The 15,001-nt window shown below is 68.2% G+C and carries 16 protein-coding genes; all 16 read left to right on the top strand.

The window, feature by feature from the left end; translation table 11 throughout:
* Positions 1–3 precede the first annotated feature (3 nt).
* The 16 genes from DNK52_RS00835 to hisH all read left to right on the top strand — a co-directional run bounded on the left by DNK52_RS00835 (position 4) and on the right by hisH (position 14,957).
* Complete coding sequence (locus tag DNK52_RS00835) at positions 4–696, top strand: purine nucleoside phosphorylase YfiH/LACC1 family protein (protein WP_110238672.1); 693 nt, start codon at positions 4–6, stop codon at positions 694–696.
* Positions 693–1,391, top strand: coding sequence for a YggS family pyridoxal phosphate-dependent enzyme (locus DNK52_RS00830; protein ID WP_110238671.1), 699 nt, complete (start codon positions 693–695; stop codon positions 1,389–1,391). The genes DNK52_RS00835 and DNK52_RS00830 overlap by 4 nt, the downstream gene beginning before the upstream one ends.
* Before the next feature lie 58 nt (positions 1,392–1,449).
* Entirely contained in the window at positions 1,450–1,935 is a 486-nt protein-coding gene (locus DNK52_RS00825; protein ID WP_110238670.1) for a cell division protein SepF, read from the top strand.
* A gap of 4 nt (positions 1,936–1,939) precedes the next feature.
* On the top strand, positions 1,940–2,233 hold the full coding sequence (locus DNK52_RS00820; protein ID WP_110238669.1) for a YggT family protein: 294 nt from the start codon (positions 1,940–1,942) through the stop codon (positions 2,231–2,233).
* Between the two features lie 148 nt (positions 2,234–2,381).
* Positions 2,382–3,137, top strand: a complete 756-nt coding sequence (locus tag DNK52_RS00815) for a DivIVA domain-containing protein (RefSeq protein ID WP_110239893.1) — start codon at positions 2,382–2,384, stop codon at positions 3,135–3,137.
* 197 nt (positions 3,138–3,334) lie between these two features.
* Positions 3,335–3,793: a TraR/DksA family transcriptional regulator gene (locus DNK52_RS00810; protein WP_110238668.1), complete on the top strand. Its 459-nt coding sequence runs from the start codon at positions 3,335–3,337 to the stop codon at positions 3,791–3,793.
* Entirely contained in the window at positions 3,766–4,383 is a 618-nt protein-coding gene (lspA, locus tag DNK52_RS00805; protein WP_110239892.1) for a signal peptidase II, read from the top strand. The genes DNK52_RS00810 and lspA overlap by 28 nt, the downstream gene beginning before the upstream one ends.
* A complete protein-coding gene (locus DNK52_RS00800) occupies positions 4,380–5,318 on the top strand; it encodes an RluA family pseudouridine synthase (RefSeq protein ID WP_110238667.1) in 939 nt (312 codons plus the stop codon). Before lspA ends, DNK52_RS00800 begins: the two co-directional genes overlap by 4 nt.
* Positions 5,305–5,907, top strand: coding sequence for a GNAT family N-acetyltransferase (locus DNK52_RS00795; protein ID WP_110238666.1), 603 nt, complete (start codon positions 5,305–5,307; stop codon positions 5,905–5,907). The genes DNK52_RS00800 and DNK52_RS00795 overlap by 14 nt, the downstream gene beginning before the upstream one ends.
* 18 nt (positions 5,908–5,925) lie before the next feature.
* Complete coding sequence (locus DNK52_RS00790) at positions 5,926–6,888, top strand: DUF2332 domain-containing protein (protein ID WP_110238665.1); 963 nt, start codon at positions 5,926–5,928, stop codon at positions 6,886–6,888.
* A 185-nt stretch (positions 6,889–7,073) separates the two neighbouring features.
* Positions 7,074–10,631, top strand: a complete 3,558-nt coding sequence (gene dnaE / locus DNK52_RS00785; RefSeq protein WP_110238664.1) for a DNA polymerase III subunit alpha — start codon at positions 7,074–7,076, stop codon at positions 10,629–10,631.
* A 71-nt stretch (positions 10,632–10,702) separates the two neighbouring features.
* A complete protein-coding gene (locus tag DNK52_RS00780) occupies positions 10,703–11,245 on the top strand; it encodes a hypothetical protein (RefSeq protein ID WP_110238663.1) in 543 nt (180 codons plus the stop codon).
* Between the two features lie 43 nt (positions 11,246–11,288).
* A complete protein-coding gene (gene hisD, locus DNK52_RS00775) occupies positions 11,289–12,602 on the top strand; it encodes a histidinol dehydrogenase (RefSeq protein ID WP_110238662.1) in 1,314 nt (437 codons plus the stop codon).
* On the top strand, positions 12,599–13,699 hold the full coding sequence (locus DNK52_RS00770; protein WP_110238661.1) for a histidinol-phosphate transaminase: 1,101 nt from the start codon (positions 12,599–12,601) through the stop codon (positions 13,697–13,699). Before hisD ends, DNK52_RS00770 begins: the two co-directional genes overlap by 4 nt.
* Positions 13,696–14,322, top strand: a complete 627-nt coding sequence (gene hisB / locus DNK52_RS00765) for an imidazoleglycerol-phosphate dehydratase HisB (RefSeq protein ID WP_110238660.1) — start codon at positions 13,696–13,698, stop codon at positions 14,320–14,322. Before DNK52_RS00770 ends, hisB begins: the two co-directional genes overlap by 4 nt.
* Positions 14,319–14,957 carry an imidazole glycerol phosphate synthase subunit HisH gene (gene hisH / locus DNK52_RS00760; RefSeq protein WP_110238659.1) on the top strand — a complete coding sequence of 213 codons (639 nt, stop codon included), beginning with the start codon at positions 14,319–14,321 and terminating at the stop codon, positions 14,955–14,957. Before hisB ends, hisH begins: the two co-directional genes overlap by 4 nt.
* Positions 14,958–15,001 lie beyond the last annotated feature (44 nt).

Raw genomic sequence — 15,001 nt, 5'->3', positions numbered from 1 at the left:
GACGTGTTCGCCGTACGGAGGAGGTCAGCGGGTGGTCCCGACCGGTTCACGGTCGAGATCGCCTTCACCGACGCCTCCGTCGACGTCTCCGAGGGGGCAGGGCGCGACCCGTCGCGTCTGGCTGCGGAGCTGTCGCGGTTGAGTGCCGCCATCGGCGTGCCGCTGGCGCGCATGTCCCAGGTGCACGGGGACGTCGTCGCCGAGGGGTCCACCGACAGCGTTCCGGAAGCGGATGTCCTCGTCACGGATTCGCAGGGACTTGCCCTGATGACGCGGGCGGCCGACTGTGTTCCCGTGGTGCTGGCCGACGACCGGGCGGGCATCGTGGCTGCTGTCCACGCGGGCCGTGCGGGAGTCGCCCTGGGAGTGGTTCCACGGGCCGTCGAGGCCATGCAGGAGCGCGGGGCCGCCGCGATCCACGCCTGGATCGGGCCGCACGTCTGTGGTGGGTGCTACGAAGTGCCGCTCGACATGCGCGCCGAGGTGGCGCGCGCGGTGCCGGCATCGTGGTCCGAGACCTCGTGGGGCACACCTTCCCTCGATCTCGGTCGAGGTGTGGAGTCCCAGCTCGAAGCGCTCGGTGTCGTCCACGAGCGGGTGGGCAGCTGCACGGTGGAGGATGACTCCCTGTGGTCCCACCGCCGAGGGGGCGCGCCGGCCGGACGTCTCGCCGGGCTCGTCTGGATGGCCTCATGAGTCGCCTCGATGACCTGGCCGCAGGACTGGCGACGGTGCGCGGCCGGATCAGTGGTGCGTGCCGAGAGGTAGGGCGCGACCCGGACAGCGTCTCGTTGGTGGTGGTCACGAAGTTCTTTCCTGCTTCCGACGTACGGCTCCTCGCGGAGCTCGGCGTCACCGACGTGGGGGAGAACCGGCACCAGGAGGCGGAGACGAAGGCGCGCGACTGTGCAGATCTCGGTCTGCGGTGGCACTTCATCGGAGGACTGCAGAGCAACAAGGCAGCCGCGGTGGCGGCCTATGCCGACGTCGTCGAGTCAGTGGACCGACCCAAGGTGGTGACCGGGCTCGAGCGTGGGGCCGCGGCCCGTGACCAGGTGATCGACGTCCTGGTGCAGGTGAGTCTGGATCCCCCGGGTGCTGAGCACCGGGCTGGAGTGGACCCGGAGCAGCTCGACGCTCTGGCCCGGACTGTGAGTGGCGCGTCTCATCTGAACCTGGCCGGCCTGATGGCGGTGGCGCCGCTGGGGGAGGACCCTGATCGTGCGTTCGCCCGTCTGGCCGAGGTGCGCCAGAGGTTCCTGGCCAGCCATCCGGCGGCCGTGACACTCTCGGCCGGGATGAGTGGCGACCTCCAGGCTGCCATCGCCCATGGCGCGACACACGTACGTGTCGGGTCTGCGATCCTCGGTCCAAGGCCGGAGATCTTGTAATGTCGAGAAATAGTTGGGTGTCCAACCCGGGCACCCCGATGTACCGGAGGAATGGCTCATGAGCGGCGGCACTATGCGCAGGATCGGCGAGTACCTCGGCCTGCTCGAAGACACCGGTCGGTACGACGACTACGCGGACGATCGAGCCGCGGACAATGAGGCGACCATGGCTGGACATCCGGAGGGCCGCGGCCCTGCGCCAATTGCAGACCTCTCGGAGCGTCGGCGTCCGGCGCCGGTCCCGCCTCCGCAGACAGTGACCGAACTGAGTCGCATCACCACACTGCACCCGCGCACCTACAACGAGGCTCGCACGATCGGTGAGAACTTCCGCGAAGGGGTTCCGGTGATCATGAACCTCTCCGACATGGACGACTCGGACGCCAAGCGTCTCGTCGACTTCGCAGCCGGGTTGGTGTTCGCGACACGAGGCAGCATCGAGCGGATCACCAACAAGGTGTTCCTGCTGTCACCGCCCAACGTGACCGTGGGTGTCGAGGAGAAGGAGCGCCTGGTGGAGGGCGGCTTCTTCAACCAGAGTTGATCGAATGAGTGCGCTCGGCCAGATCCTGTACGGGGTCGTCTGGTTCTTCCTGGTCCTTCTGATCGTGAGGCTCATCGTGGACTGGGTCCAGGTCTTCGCGCGTCAGTGGAGTCCCCGGGGCCCGCTCCTGGTCGTGCTCGAGGGCGTGTACACCGCCACCGACCCGCCCATCAAGGTGGTGCGCAAATGGGTTCCCACCGTGCGCATCGGTCAGGTCGGCCTCGATCTGAGTTTCATGATCGTGTTCATCGCCTGCTGGCTCCTGCTGAGCCTGATCACCGCCATTTTCCTGCGTTGAGTCCCCGCCCTGAGGGCGACCCTCGCGCCCCGCAGGGGTGTGCGACCAGCCTCCATGGCCGTGGGTCCGTCACCACGGGTGGAGAACTGGCGCTATTGTTCCCACAGTCAGAACCACATGTTTGTCGATGAAGAGATTGGGTGAGGTCATGCCGCTGACGCCTGAGGACGTGAGCAACAAGCGCTTTACTCCTGTCCGGCTCCGCGAGGGGTACGACATGGGAGAGGTCGATCAGTTCCTGGATGAGGTCGAGGCCGAGCTCGCTCGCCTGACCAAGGAGAACGACGACCTGCGCGCCAAGCTTTCCGCAGCGCAGCACGCAGCCCCCGCGGCCCCGGCGCCGTCCCCGTACGCGATCCAGGAGCCCGAGCCGGAGCCCGTGCCGGCCCCGGTCGTCGCCCCGGAGCCTGTTGCGCCGGTGATCGCTGCCGCGCCCGCGACCGAGACCATCAAGGTCGAGACCGTCGCCGAGGCCTCCAACGCTGCTGCACGCCTGTTGGAGATCGCCACGCGCAACGCGGACGAGCTCGTGGACAGCGCCAAGAACGAAGCCGACCGGATCGTCGGCGAGGCTCGCACCAAGGCCGAGCGCCTCGAGGCCGAGTCGAAGGGCAAGGCTGACCGTGTCGAGGCTGAGGCTCGCCAGCGGGCGCAGATGCTCGACTCCGAGACCGCTGAGCGTCGCACGCAGATGTTCGGTGCCCTGGAGACCGAGCGCGACAAGCTCAACGGTGAGGTCGAGACCCTGCGTTCCTTCGAGCGTGAGTACCGTTCGCGCCTGAAGACGTACTTCAGCCAGCAGCTCGAGGCACTCGAGGGCACTGCGAGCATGGAGAACCCGCCTGCCGGGGAGGCGTCGGCGCCCAAGCGTCTGCGTTCGATCCTCGGTGACGACGAGGGCTGAACTTCCACCAGTCACAGGTTCTGAGACAACGGCCGGTCCCTTCGGGGCCGGCCGTTGCCATGTCCTGGAGGACCGGCAGGTGCCTCGCCGACACGCAGGGGCGCGGACCATTGAGTCCTCTGCCGGAAAGCACTAACCTGCGATCCACGTGTGTGGCCCCGCGGTCACACTTCTCTTCTGCCCAAGGGGATGCTCCGATGGCTCCAACCGCCCGCAAGAGCGTCAAGACCAAGTCCACCTCGTCGACCTCCGGGTCCGGCCCGGACGGGTTCGTGGTCCAGGACGGTGAGGCCCAGTGGAGTCAGGCCGAGGTCGACGAGGTGCTCACCGAGCTCAACGAGCACCGCGAGCGGTTGGTTCGGATGATGGACGTCCAGGAGCGTGAGCTCACCGGTCTCATGCGCGACGCCGGGGACGGAGCAGGGCACGACCAGGCTGATGTGGGGGCGACGAGCTTCGAGCGCGACCAGGAGCTCACCCTGATGAACAACGAGCGCGAGATGCTCGCCCAGATCGACCGTGCTCTCGCGCGGATCGAGGACGGCTCCTACGGCGTCTGCGAATCGTGTGAGCAGCCGATCGGCAAGATGAGGGTCATGGCCTTCCCGCGTGCGACACTGTGCCTGTCATGCAAGCAACGCGAGGAGCGTCGCTGAGTTCCAGCGGCACGAGACCACGTCCGTCGTCAGGCCAGTGGACCCTTTTCGTCGCAGTGGCTCTGGGGGGTTACCTCCTGGACCAGATCACGAAGGCGTGGGCCCTGGTCGCGCTCGACGACCGCGACGTCGGGGTCATCGGTGACTTCTTCACCCTGCGGCTGGTCTTCAACCCGGGGGCCGCGTTCAGCACCGGCACCGAGTACACGATCGTGTTCACCTGCCTCTCGGCCGTGGCGGCCGTGGCGGTCCTGTACTTCAGTCGCAGGATGGCCAACACGCTCTGGGCGGTGGGGCTCGGTGTCCTCCTGGCCGGCATCCTGGGCAACCTGACTGATCGCGTCTTCCGGGAGCCGGAGCCCTTCCGCGGGCACGTGATCGACTTCCTGAGCTTCGGGAACTTCCCAGTCTTCAACTTCGCCGACGTCTTCATCAACGTGGCCGCCGGGGTGATCATCCTGCAGAGCCTGCGCGGGGTGGCCCTCGACGGGTCCCGCGAGACGGACGCCGACACCGCACCCGACAGCCCCGAGTCCGAGTCGAGCGAGCCCGCGCGACCTCTGAAGTCCGGAGAGGACACCCCCCGATGAACACCCGAGTCGACCACCGCACCGTGCTGGTCCCTGAAGGCCTGGCCGGAGAGCGGGTCGACGCGGCGATGGCCCGGATGTTCGGCTTTTCACGCACCCGGGCTGCCGACCTGATCGCCGTGGGCAACGTGCACCTCGACGGATCACTTGTCAGCAAGAGCGAGCGGGTGCACCCCGGTGCGATGCTCGAAGTGGTGATTCCAGTGGCGTCGGACCCACTCGCCGTGGTCCCCGAGATCGTGGAGGGGATCAAGATCATCCACGACGACGACGCCATCGTGGTGATCGACAAACCCGTCGGAGTAGCGGTCCACCCGAGCCCGGGCTGGGCCGGACCGACCGTGGTGGGCCACCTGGCCGGTGCTGGATTCCGGATCTCGACCTCAGGAGCCTCCGAGCGTCAGGGAATCGTGCAGCGTCTTGACGTCGGCACCTCCGGGGTGATGGTGATCTGCAAGTCCGAGCGCGCCTACACGGTGCTCAAGAATGCGTTCCGTCACCGCACGGTCGACAAGACCTACCACGCCCTGGTCCAGGGCCACCCGGACCCGCACGAGGGCACGATCGACGCCCCCATCGCCCGTCACCCCAGGCACGACTACAAGTTCGCGGTGATGGAGGACGGACGCGCCAGCGTCACCCACTACGAGACCTTGGAGGCGCACCGCTACGCCAGCCTCCTCGAGGTCCACCTCGAGACCGGACGCACGCACCAGATCCGGGTGCACATGTCTGCGCTCAAGCACCCCTGCGTCGGTGACATCACCTACGGCGCGGACCCCACGCTGGCCAAGAAGGTCAAGCTCGAACGGCAGTGGCTGCACGCAGTGAAGTTGGGGTTCGAACACCCCGAGTCCGGGGAGTACGTCGAGTACGAGTCGACCTACCCCGACGACCTGGCTCACGCCCTGGAAGTCATCCGTGGGGCCGACTGAGTCCTCCGGCGAGGACGAGGGTGTCGTACGACTGCGGCCCGCGCTGGTCACCGAGGCCGACCGCTTGGCGCTCCTCCAGTTGAGGGCTCGTGCAGCCACCACGATGCCCCCCGGCGTCCATGACCTCATTTCGCTCTCGGCCCGGTTGGCCGAGCAGATGGCCCAGGACGAGACCTGGGTGGCGGAGGCGGACGGTGCCGTCGTCGGCTACGTGCGTTTCACCGAGGAGTGGCTCGACGACATCTACGTCGACCCGGCGTGGAGCCGGATCGGGATCGGCGCCGCACTCCTCGACCTGGTGAAGTCCCGGATCCCCGGGGGCTTCGGGCTGTGGGTCTTCGAGGAGAACGCGGGCGCCCGTGCGTTCTACGCCCGGCACGGACTGCTCGAGCTGGAGACCACGGACGGATCCGCCAATGAGGAGCGGTGCCCCGACGTACGGACGGTCTGGCCGGGGTCGGACCCGCGCCGCCATCTCGCATGCCTGCTGGACGACGTGGAGGCTCAGCTCGGTGAACTCAGGTTGCGGCGCGATGCCCTGGTGACCGCACTGGTGCGCCTGGACGCATCAGTGGACACCCGCGACTGAGGTCGGCACAGTGGTGACGTGAAACTCTTTGCCACGGTCGACGAGGAGTACGCCGACTTCGCCGCGTACGCGGCCGACGAGTCGCCGTCCTTGGCCGCGTGGGCCCGGGCCGTTCCCGCCGATCCGGAGACGTGCGCATGGCTGGAGTCCTTGCCGGTCGCGAAGCGGCAACCCAACCTGGTGTTCGCAGCCCTGCGCCGTCACGGGGCCGATGCCCGGGATGGCTGGGACGTGGCGCGTGGCGTCCTGCTCGAGCGTCTGGCCCAGGTGGAGCACACCGTCCAGAGCCACGCCACGCAGACCAACGAGGTGGGACGCCTCACGAGCCTCATGCCGCTGCTGGGGGCCATCGAGGGACCGGTGGCGCTGCTGGAGGCCGGGGCGAGTGCGGGCCTGTGCCTGTATCCGGACCGTTACGACTACCGGTGGCAGGGAGCGGGGGAGCTGCGGGGATCCGGAGGCCCGTTGCTGGAGTGCCGGGCGAGTGGGCCGGTGCCCGTGCCGACCCGGTGGCCCGAGGTGGCCTGGCGCGGGGGCGTGGACCTCAACCCGCTCGACGTCGATGACCCCGACGACGTGGACTGGTTGGAGGCCCTGGTCTGGCCCGAACAGGACGAACGACGTGACCGTCTGGCCCGAGCGGTCGAGATCGCGCGCGCGGACCCTGCCCACCTGCACCGCGGGGACCTGCTCGAGACGCTCCCCGCGCTCGTGGAGCAGGCAGCGACGTACGGCACCGTTGTCCTCTTCCACAGTGCGGTGATCGCCTACCTGGAGCCAGCGGACCGGCTCCGCTTCGACGAGATGGCTCGCGGGCTGGTGGCCGCCGGTGCCTGTCGGTGGATCAGCAACGAGGGCCCTGACGTCCTGCCGTCGGTGACCGGGCAGGGCCGTGGGGAGACCGGCCAGTTCGTCCTCGGTCTCGACGGCGAACCGGTGGCGTGGAGCCACGGCCACGGACGCAGTCTGACCTGGCTGTGACCCGAGGGTGCCGACCCGGGCACGGAGGGAGAACGACCGTTCGCCGTCCCGCGAGGAGATTGTCTGCGGTGCCTGTCAGGATGGTCCCCGAGGACGACGTAGGCTGATTCTTCGCTGCACAGTTGCTGCGTTCCACGCCGCGCCGTCCAGTCCTGTCCGCTTGATCCAGGGAGATTGTCCGCCGTATGTCCGCCGGTTCCAGCGACAACTTCGTCCACCTGCACAACCACACCGAGTATTCGATGTTGGACGGCGCCGCACGCCTCCAGGACATGGCCGAGCGGACGGCCGAGCTGGGGATGCCGGCCATCGCGATGACCGACCACGGCAACGTCTTCGGTGCCTACGAGTTCTACAAGAAGGCGAAGAACGCCGGAATCAAGCCGATCATCGGCATCGAGGCCTACTTCACTCCCAACATCTCGCGCTTCGAGCGCAAACGGGTCAACTTCTACAAGGGCGGTCCCGACGACGTCTCGAGTCGAGGCGCGTACACCCACATGACGCTCCTCTCGGAGAGCACCGAGGGGATGCACAACCTGTTCAGGATCTCGACCGGCGCGTACCGCGACGGCTTCTTCCAGCATCCCCGCGCCGACCGCGACCTCCTGCAGCAGCACAGCAAGGGGATCATCGGGACCACCGGGTGCCCGTCGGGTGAGGTCCAGGTGCACCTGCGCCATGACAACTACCAGGCGGCGCGCCAGACCGCCGGGGACTTCCAGGAGATCCTGGGCCGGGACAACTACTTCCTCGAGCTCATGGACCACGGGCTCACGATCGAGAGCCGGGTCCGAGACGGCCTGCTGAAGCTGGCCAAGGACCTCGACATCCCGCTGCTGGCGACGAACGACTCCCACTACGTGCGTGAGGAGGACGCCCTCTCCCAGGAGCACCTGCTCTGCATCAACTCCGGTTCCACGATGGACATCCCGGCCGGTGACGGGCCCGGACAACGCTTCGCCTTCTCCGGCAGTGGCTACTACATCAAGTCCCCGGCGCAGATGCGGGCGCTGTGGCAGGACAAGTACGACCTGCGCGAGGCCTGTGACAACACCCTGTGGATCGCTGAGCGGTGCAACGTGGAGTTCACCGAGGGCAACGGCACCTACATGCCACGCTTCCCCTGCCCGGAAGGAGAGAACGAGGACTCCTGGCTGGTCAAGGAGGTTGAACGAGGGCTCCACTTCCGCTACCCGCAAGGCATCCCCGACGACGTGCGCAAGCAGGCCGACTTCGAGGTCGGCGTCATCACCCAGATGGGTTTCCCGGGCTACTTCCTCGTCGTCGCCGACTTCATCAACTGGGCCAAGGAGAACGGAATCCGGGTCGGCCCGGGCCGCGGCTCGGGCGCCGGGTCGATGGTGGCCTACGCCATGCGGATCACCGACCTCGACCCTCTCGAGCACGGTCTGATCTTCGAGCGGTTCCTCAACCCCGACCGCATCTCCATGCCGGACTTCGACATCGACTTCGACGAGCGTCGACGTGGTGAGGTGATCCGCTACGTCACCGAGAAGTACGGCGAGGACCGGGTCTCGATGATCATCACCTACGGCACCATCAAGGCGAAGCAGGCCGTCAAGGACTCGTCGCGGATCCTCGCCTACCCGTTCGCGATGGGGGACAAGATCACCAAGGCGATGCCCGCGGCCGTGATGGGCAAGGACGTCCCGCTCAAGGAGATCTTCAATCCCGAGCACAAGCGGTACGGCGAGGGTGGCGAGTTCCGGGCGCTGTACGACTCCGACGCCGACGTGCGGCGCGTCGTCGACACGGCCACCGGCATCGAAGGACTGAAGCGCCAGTGGGGTGTCCACGCCGCAGGCGTCATCATGTCCAGCGAGCCGCTCATCGACGTGATCCCGCTGCTCAAGCGTCCGTCCGACGGCGTGATGATCACCCAGTTCGACTACCCGACGTGTGAGTCGCTCGGCCTGATCAAGATGGACTTCCTCGGCCTGCGCAACCTCACCGTCCTCGACGACGCGGTGAAGAACATCAAGGCCAACCGCGACGTCGAGGTGGTCCTGGAGGACCTGGAGCTCACCGACCCGGAGACGTACGCGCTCATGCAGCGCGGCGACACCCTCGGTGTCTTCCAGCTCGACGGTGGTCCGATGCGTGCCCTGCTGCGCTCGATGCGTCCGGACGCGTTCGAGGACATCTCCGCCGTGGGTGCTCTCTACCGTCCTGGTCCGATGGGCGCCGACTCGCACAACAAGTACGCGCGCCGCAAGACCGGGCGCGAGCCCGTCGAGCCGATCCACCCCGACCTGGCCGAGGCGCTGGAGGACGTGCTGGGTGAGACCTACGGTCTCATCGTCTACCAGGAGCAGGTGATGGCGATCGCCCAGAAGTTGGCCGGCTACACGCTCGGTCAGGCCGACCTGCTGCGGCGGGCCATGGGCAAGAAGAAGAAGGAGGAGCTGGACAAGCAGTTCGTCGCCTTCTCCGGCGGTATGGTCGAGAGGGGCTTCTCCCAGGCATCGATCAAGGCCCTGTGGGACACCCTGCTCCCGTTCTCCGACTACGCCTTCAACAAGGCTCACTCCGCCGCGTACGGACTGGTCTCCTACTGGACGGCCTACCTCAAGGCGAACTACCCGGCCGAGTACATGGCCGCCCTCCTGACGTCCGTCAAGGACGACAAGGACAAGATGGCGATCTACCTCAACGAGTGTCGTCGCATGAAGATCCAGGTCCTGCCACCCGACGTCAACTCCTCCGACGCCAACTTCACCCCGGTCGAGACCGACATCCGGTTCGGACTGACCGCGGTGCGCAACGTCGGCGCCAACGTGGTCGAGGGGATCGTGTCGGCCCGTCGTGACCAGGGCCGGTTCAACGACTTCAACGACTTCATGGCGAAGGTCCCCGCGACCGTCTGCAACAAGCGCGTGATCGAGTCCTTGATCAAGGCCGGCGCCTTCGACGAGATGAAGCACCTGCGTCGGGCGCTCGTCACCATCCACGAGTCGGCTGTGGACCAGTACGTCGACATCAAGAAGAACGAGGCGATCGGGCAGGACTCGCTCTTCGGTGGTCTGGACGACGAGGACCAGGGCTTCGGGGTCACCGTGGAGATCCCCGAGATCGACGAGTGGGACAAGATGACCCTGCTCGGCCACGAGCGGGAGATGCTGGGGCTGTACGTCTCGGACCACCCGCTCCTGGGTCTGGAGCACGTCCTCTCCAACGGCACCGACTGCACCATCGGTCAACTGATGCTGGACGAGGACCGTCCCCACGGATCCACGATCACGGTGAGTGGGCTCGTCACTGCGGTCAACCGCAAGATCACCAAGCGCGGGGATGCCTGGGCGACCGTCACCCTCGAGGACCTCGACGGCGCGATCGAGGTGCTGCTGTTTCCGAGCTCGTACCAGTTGGCGGCTCCCTACCTGATCCAGGACGCCATCATCCGGGTGAAGGGCCAGCTCTCCCGGGACAAGGACCAGCCCGAGTTGCGGGGGCAGGAGGTCACGCTGCCCGACCTCTCTGACGGCCCCAGCGGTCCCGTGGTGATCTCCCTGCCCTCGACCCGCTGCACGGCCCCGGTCGTCGACCAACTGCGCGACGTGCTCGCTGCGCACCCGGGGATGACCGAGGTGCAGTTGCGACTGCTCTCGCGGGCCTCGACCACGGTCATGAAGCTGGACGACCGGCTGCGGGTCACGCCCAGTTCCGCGCTCTTCGCTGACCTCAAACAACTCCTGGGGCCGGGGTGTCTGAGCAGTTGAGCGTCCCCGAAGCAGAGAGCACGACCCCGCCCACCGCGGACGAGCCCGCGGCTCGTTCGAGGAGCCGGGGTGTGCTGTCGCTGGACGCTCTGCGGCACGCCCTGCTGGTCGCCGTCGCGGGCGCGTTCGTGGGTGCGTTGCTCGGGGTGGTGTGGGAGTGGGCCTGGACACCGCCCACCGGAGCAGCCTGGAAGGGCGAGTGGCTCCTCGATCCCGAGGGGGTCATGCAGGACGTCAGCTCGACGGGTTGGTTCACCCTGATCGGGCTGGTGGGGGGCATCGCCTACGGGTCGCTCGCGGCTCGCTGGGGCCTGCGACGCCCGCTGGCGACCTTGGTGGGTGTGACCCTGGGCTCGTTCGCCATCGCCTACGTGATGTACCACGTGGGCCACGCGCTCGGACCGCCTGATCCCAGGCCCCTGGCGATGGAAGCCGAAGACTGGGAGCCGATCGTCTCCGACCTGCGGCTCGCAGGGGTCGAGCATCCGATGCGCCCGTTCAGCCTCGAGACCGGAGCCGTGGTGGCTCCCGGGATCGGTGCCCTCATCGGGCTGATCGGGCTCTTCCTCGGCGGCTCCGGCGTGCCACGGACCCGACGCGGCGCCCAGGACTGATCCGGATCAGGGTTCGTCCGGTGGCGCCGCCTATCATGGGCACATGATCCGCCGCATCGACCTCAGGGACGCCGAGCCGTCCGTGGACTACCGCGCGAGCGTGCCTCGCGCCGAGTTCGACGTCGAGGCGGCCACCCATGCCGTGCGACCCATCATCGAGGCGGTCCGCACCCGCGGCGTCGACGCGGTCATCGAGTTCGCGGCACAGTTCGACGGTGTCGAGCAGAGCGAGATCCGGGTCCCGGTCGAGGCGACCACCGCAGCCCTGGCAGGGCTGGACCCGGCGGTGCGCGCTGCCCTGGAGGAGTCCATCCGGCGCCTCCGCATCACGTGTGCCGCCGAGCTCGAGTCCGACGTCGTCAGCGAGCTCGCACCGGGCGCCGTCATCACCCACCGCAAGGTGGCGGTGGACAGGGTCGGCCTCTACGTTCCGGGCGGGCTGGCCCCGCTGGTGAGCAGCGTGGTGATGAACGTCGTCCCCGCGCAGGTCGCGGGTGTCGGCTCCATCGCCCTGGCCAGCCCTCCGCAGAAGCACAACGGCGGTCTGCCCGAGTCCACCATCCTGGCGGCCTGTGCCCTGCTCGGCGTGACCGAGGTCTACGCGGCCGGTGGGGCCCAGGCGATCGCCATGTTCGCCCACGGGGCCGGGGAGTGTCGTCGGGTCGACCTGGTGACCGGTCCGGGCAACATCTACGTCGCTGCGGCCAAGCGTGAGCTGCGCGGCGTCGTGGGCATCGACTCGGAGGCGGGCCCGACCGAGATCGCGATCCTCGCCGACGACTCCGCGAACGCCTCCTTCGTGGCTGCCGACCTGATCAGCCAGGCCGAGCACGACCCGATGGCAGCCTCCGTGCTGGTCACTGACTCCGAGGCACTCGCTGACGCCGTGGAGGCAGAGCTGGAGCGCCAGGTCTCGGTGACCAAGCACGTCGACCGGATCCGTACGGCGCTGGCCGGGCGACAGTCCGGCATCGTCTTCGTCCGCGACGTGGAGCAGGGCCTCGACGTGGTCAACGCCTACGCCGCCGAGCACCTCGAGATCCACACCCGCGACGCCGCGGAGGTGGCTGCGCGGGTCCGCAACGCCGGCGCCGTCTTCGTGGGTCCGTGGGCTCCGGTCTCACTCGGCGACTACTGCGCCGGTTCGAACCACGTGCTCCCGACCGCCGGTTGTGCCTGTCACTCCAGCGGTCTCTCGGTGCGCGCCTTCACCAAGTCCGTCCACGTCATCGACTACTCCCGCCGAGCGCTGGACGACGTGGCCGACCACGTCGTCACGCTGGCCACTGCCGAGGACCTGCCGGGCCACGGCCAGGCGATCGAGGTGCGCCGCGCGCAGGACGGTGCTGGGCAGTGAGCGACCTCGCCTGGCCCCCGTTGCGTGACGCGCTGGCGGGGGAGGTGCCCTACGGCGCTCCGCAGCTCGACGTCCCGGTCCAGCTCAACGTCAACGAGAATCCGTACGGTCCCTCGCAGGCCGCTGCTGCTGACATCGCCGAGTCGGTGCGCGCCGCTGCGCTGACGCTCAACCGTTATCCCGACCGTGACTTCACCGAGCTCCGCGGAGCGCTGGCCGCCTACCTCAACACCGATGGTGGCCAAGGGCTGGTCCCGGAGAACATCTGGGCCGCGAACGGGTCCAACGAGGTGATGCTGCAACTGCTCCAGGCCTTCGGAGGGCCGGGCCGCACAGCCATCTCGTTCGCCCCCACGTACTCGATGTACCCGGAGTACGCGCGCGACTCGCTCACCGACTGGGTCGTGGGTCGGCGTGAGAGCGACTTCAGCCTCGACCTCGAGGTCGCGCGGGCCAAGATCCTCGCCGAGCGGCCGTCCGTGGTGCTCCTGCCCAGCCCCAACAACCCGACCGGGACGGCCCTGCCGCTCGAGGCCGTCTCGATGCTCTGCGAGGCAGCCGGCAACGGTGTCGTCGTGATCGACGAGGCGTACGGAGAGTTCCGTCGCGCCGGGACCCCGAGCGCGCTGGAGCTGTTGCCGCAGCACCGCAACCTGGTGGTCAGCCGGACGATGAGCAAGGCGTTCGCGCTGGCCGGGGCCAGGCTGGGATACCTGGCGGCGGCACCGGAGATCTGCGACGCCATTCGGGTCGTGCGGCTGCCGTACCACCTCTCGGCCGTCACCCAGGCCACGGCGCTGGCTGCCCTGCGGCACGCGCCCGAGCTCCTCGGCAAGGTCGACGAGTTGCGCGTCGAGCGCGATGCCTGCGTCGCGTGGTTGCGCGAGCAGGGCCTCACCGTGGCCGACTCGGACGCGAACTTCGCACTCTTCGGCACGTTCGAGGATCGCAGTGCGGTCTGGCAGGGCCTGCTCGACCGAGGCGTGCTGATCCGCGAGACCGGCCCGCCGGGGTGGTTGCGGGTGTCGATCGGGACCCCCGACGAGATGAAGGCATTCAAGCAAGCCCTCGTGGCTGTGATGGAGGAGACCCGATGAGCCGTACCGCCAGGATCGAACGGAAGACCAAGGAGTCCTCGGTCGTCGTCGAGGTCAACATCGACGGCTCCGGAAGGACCGACATCTCGACCGGGGTCGGCTTCTTCGACCACATGCTCGATGCGTTCGGTCGCCACTCCTTGGTCGACCTGACGGTCCACACCCAGGGCGACACCCACATCGACGCCCACCACACCGTCGAGGACACGGCGATCATCCTGGGCCAGGCGCTGCGCCAGGCGCTGGGTGACAAGCGGGGCATCCGACGCTTCGGCGACGCGACCGTCCCGCTCGACGAGGCGCTCGTCCAGGGCGTCGTCGACGTCTCGGGGCGTCCCTACTGCGTGCACACGGGTGAGCCCGAAGGGCAGATCTACGTCGCCATCGGGGGCGACTACCAGGGATCGCTGACGCGCCACGTCTTCGAGTCGATCTCCTTCCACGCCCAGATCGCGCTGCACATCCGCGTGCTGGCCGGTCGCGACCCGCACCACCTGGTCGAGGCGCAGTACAAGGCTTTCGCTCGCGCGTTCCGCGACGCGGTGGCCTTCGACCCGCGTGAGACCGGTGTGCCCTCGACCAAGGGGACGCTCGAGGGTGACGGAGTGGGTGACGCCCGTTGAGCCGCCGTCCCAAGGTCGTCGTCCTCGACTACGGCTCCGGCAACCTGCGTTCGGGGGTCCGAGCCGTCGAGCGTGCCGGGGCCGACGTGGAGCTGACCTCGGACTTCGAGGCGGGTCTGGCTGCCGACGGGCTGCTCGTGCCGGGGGTCGGCGCGTACGCCGCGTGCATGGAGGGTCTGCGAGCGATCAAGGGTGAGCGCCTGATCGGGCGCCGCCTCGCTGGTGGCCGCCCTGTGCTGGGCATCTGCGTCGGCATGCAGATCCTCTTCGCCCGCGGTGTCGAGCACGGCATCGAGACCGAGGGGTGCGACGAGTGGCCGGGCACGGTCGAGCGTCTTCGGGCGCCCGTCGTCCCCCACATGGGTTGGAACACCGTCGAGGTGCCCGATGGTTCGCGTCTCTTCGATGGCGTGGCCGACGAGCGCTTCTACTTCGTGCACTCCTACGGCGTGCGTGAGTGGGAGTTGGTCACCAATGACCGCACCGAGGCGCCGTTGGTGACGTGGGCCGAGCACGGCGGCGACAGGTTCGTCGCGGCGGTCGAGAACGGTCCGCTCTGGGCGACCCAGTTCCACCCCGAGAAGTCCGGCGACGCCGGAGCCGCGCTGCTGCGCAACTGGGTCGCCACCCTGTGAGGTGACCCGATGAGCCACCGCTGACCGGCAGCGGCTCCAGCACC

Origin of the sequence: Nocardioides gilvus, from assembly GCF_003194605.1 — a bacterium.
GTDB lineage: Bacteria > Actinomycetota > Actinomycetes > Propionibacteriales > Nocardioidaceae > Nocardioides > Nocardioides gilvus.
This window is presented reverse-complemented; position numbering and strand designations above follow the sequence as displayed.

What these genes read in the sequence shown, in the direction of transcription:
- DNK52_RS00830 (WP_110238671.1), top strand. Translation starts at nt 693, where the DNA reads ATGAGTCGCCTCGATGACCTGGCCGCAGGACTGGCGACGGTGCGCGGC.
- DNK52_RS00825 (WP_110238670.1), top strand. Translation starts at nt 1,450, where the DNA reads ATGAGCGGCGGCACTATGCGCAGGATCGGCGAGTACCTCGGCCTGCTC.
- DNK52_RS00820 (WP_110238669.1), top strand. Translation starts at nt 1,940, where the DNA reads ATGAGTGCGCTCGGCCAGATCCTGTACGGGGTCGTCTGGTTCTTCCTG.
- DNK52_RS00815 (WP_110239893.1), top strand. Translation starts at nt 2,382, where the DNA reads ATGCCGCTGACGCCTGAGGACGTGAGCAACAAGCGCTTTACTCCTGTC.
- DNK52_RS00810 (WP_110238668.1), top strand. Translation starts at nt 3,335, where the DNA reads ATGGCTCCAACCGCCCGCAAGAGCGTCAAGACCAAGTCCACCTCGTCG.
- lspA (WP_110239892.1), top strand. Translation starts at nt 3,766, where the DNA reads ATGCAAGCAACGCGAGGAGCGTCGCTGAGTTCCAGCGGCACGAGACCA.
- DNK52_RS00800 (WP_110238667.1), top strand. Translation starts at nt 4,380, where the DNA reads ATGAACACCCGAGTCGACCACCGCACCGTGCTGGTCCCTGAAGGCCTG.
- dnaE (WP_110238664.1), top strand. Translation starts at nt 7,074, where the DNA reads ATGTCCGCCGGTTCCAGCGACAACTTCGTCCACCTGCACAACCACACC.
- hisD (WP_110238662.1), top strand. Translation starts at nt 11,289, where the DNA reads ATGATCCGCCGCATCGACCTCAGGGACGCCGAGCCGTCCGTGGACTAC.
- hisB (WP_110238660.1), top strand. Translation starts at nt 13,696, where the DNA reads ATGAGCCGTACCGCCAGGATCGAACGGAAGACCAAGGAGTCCTCGGTC.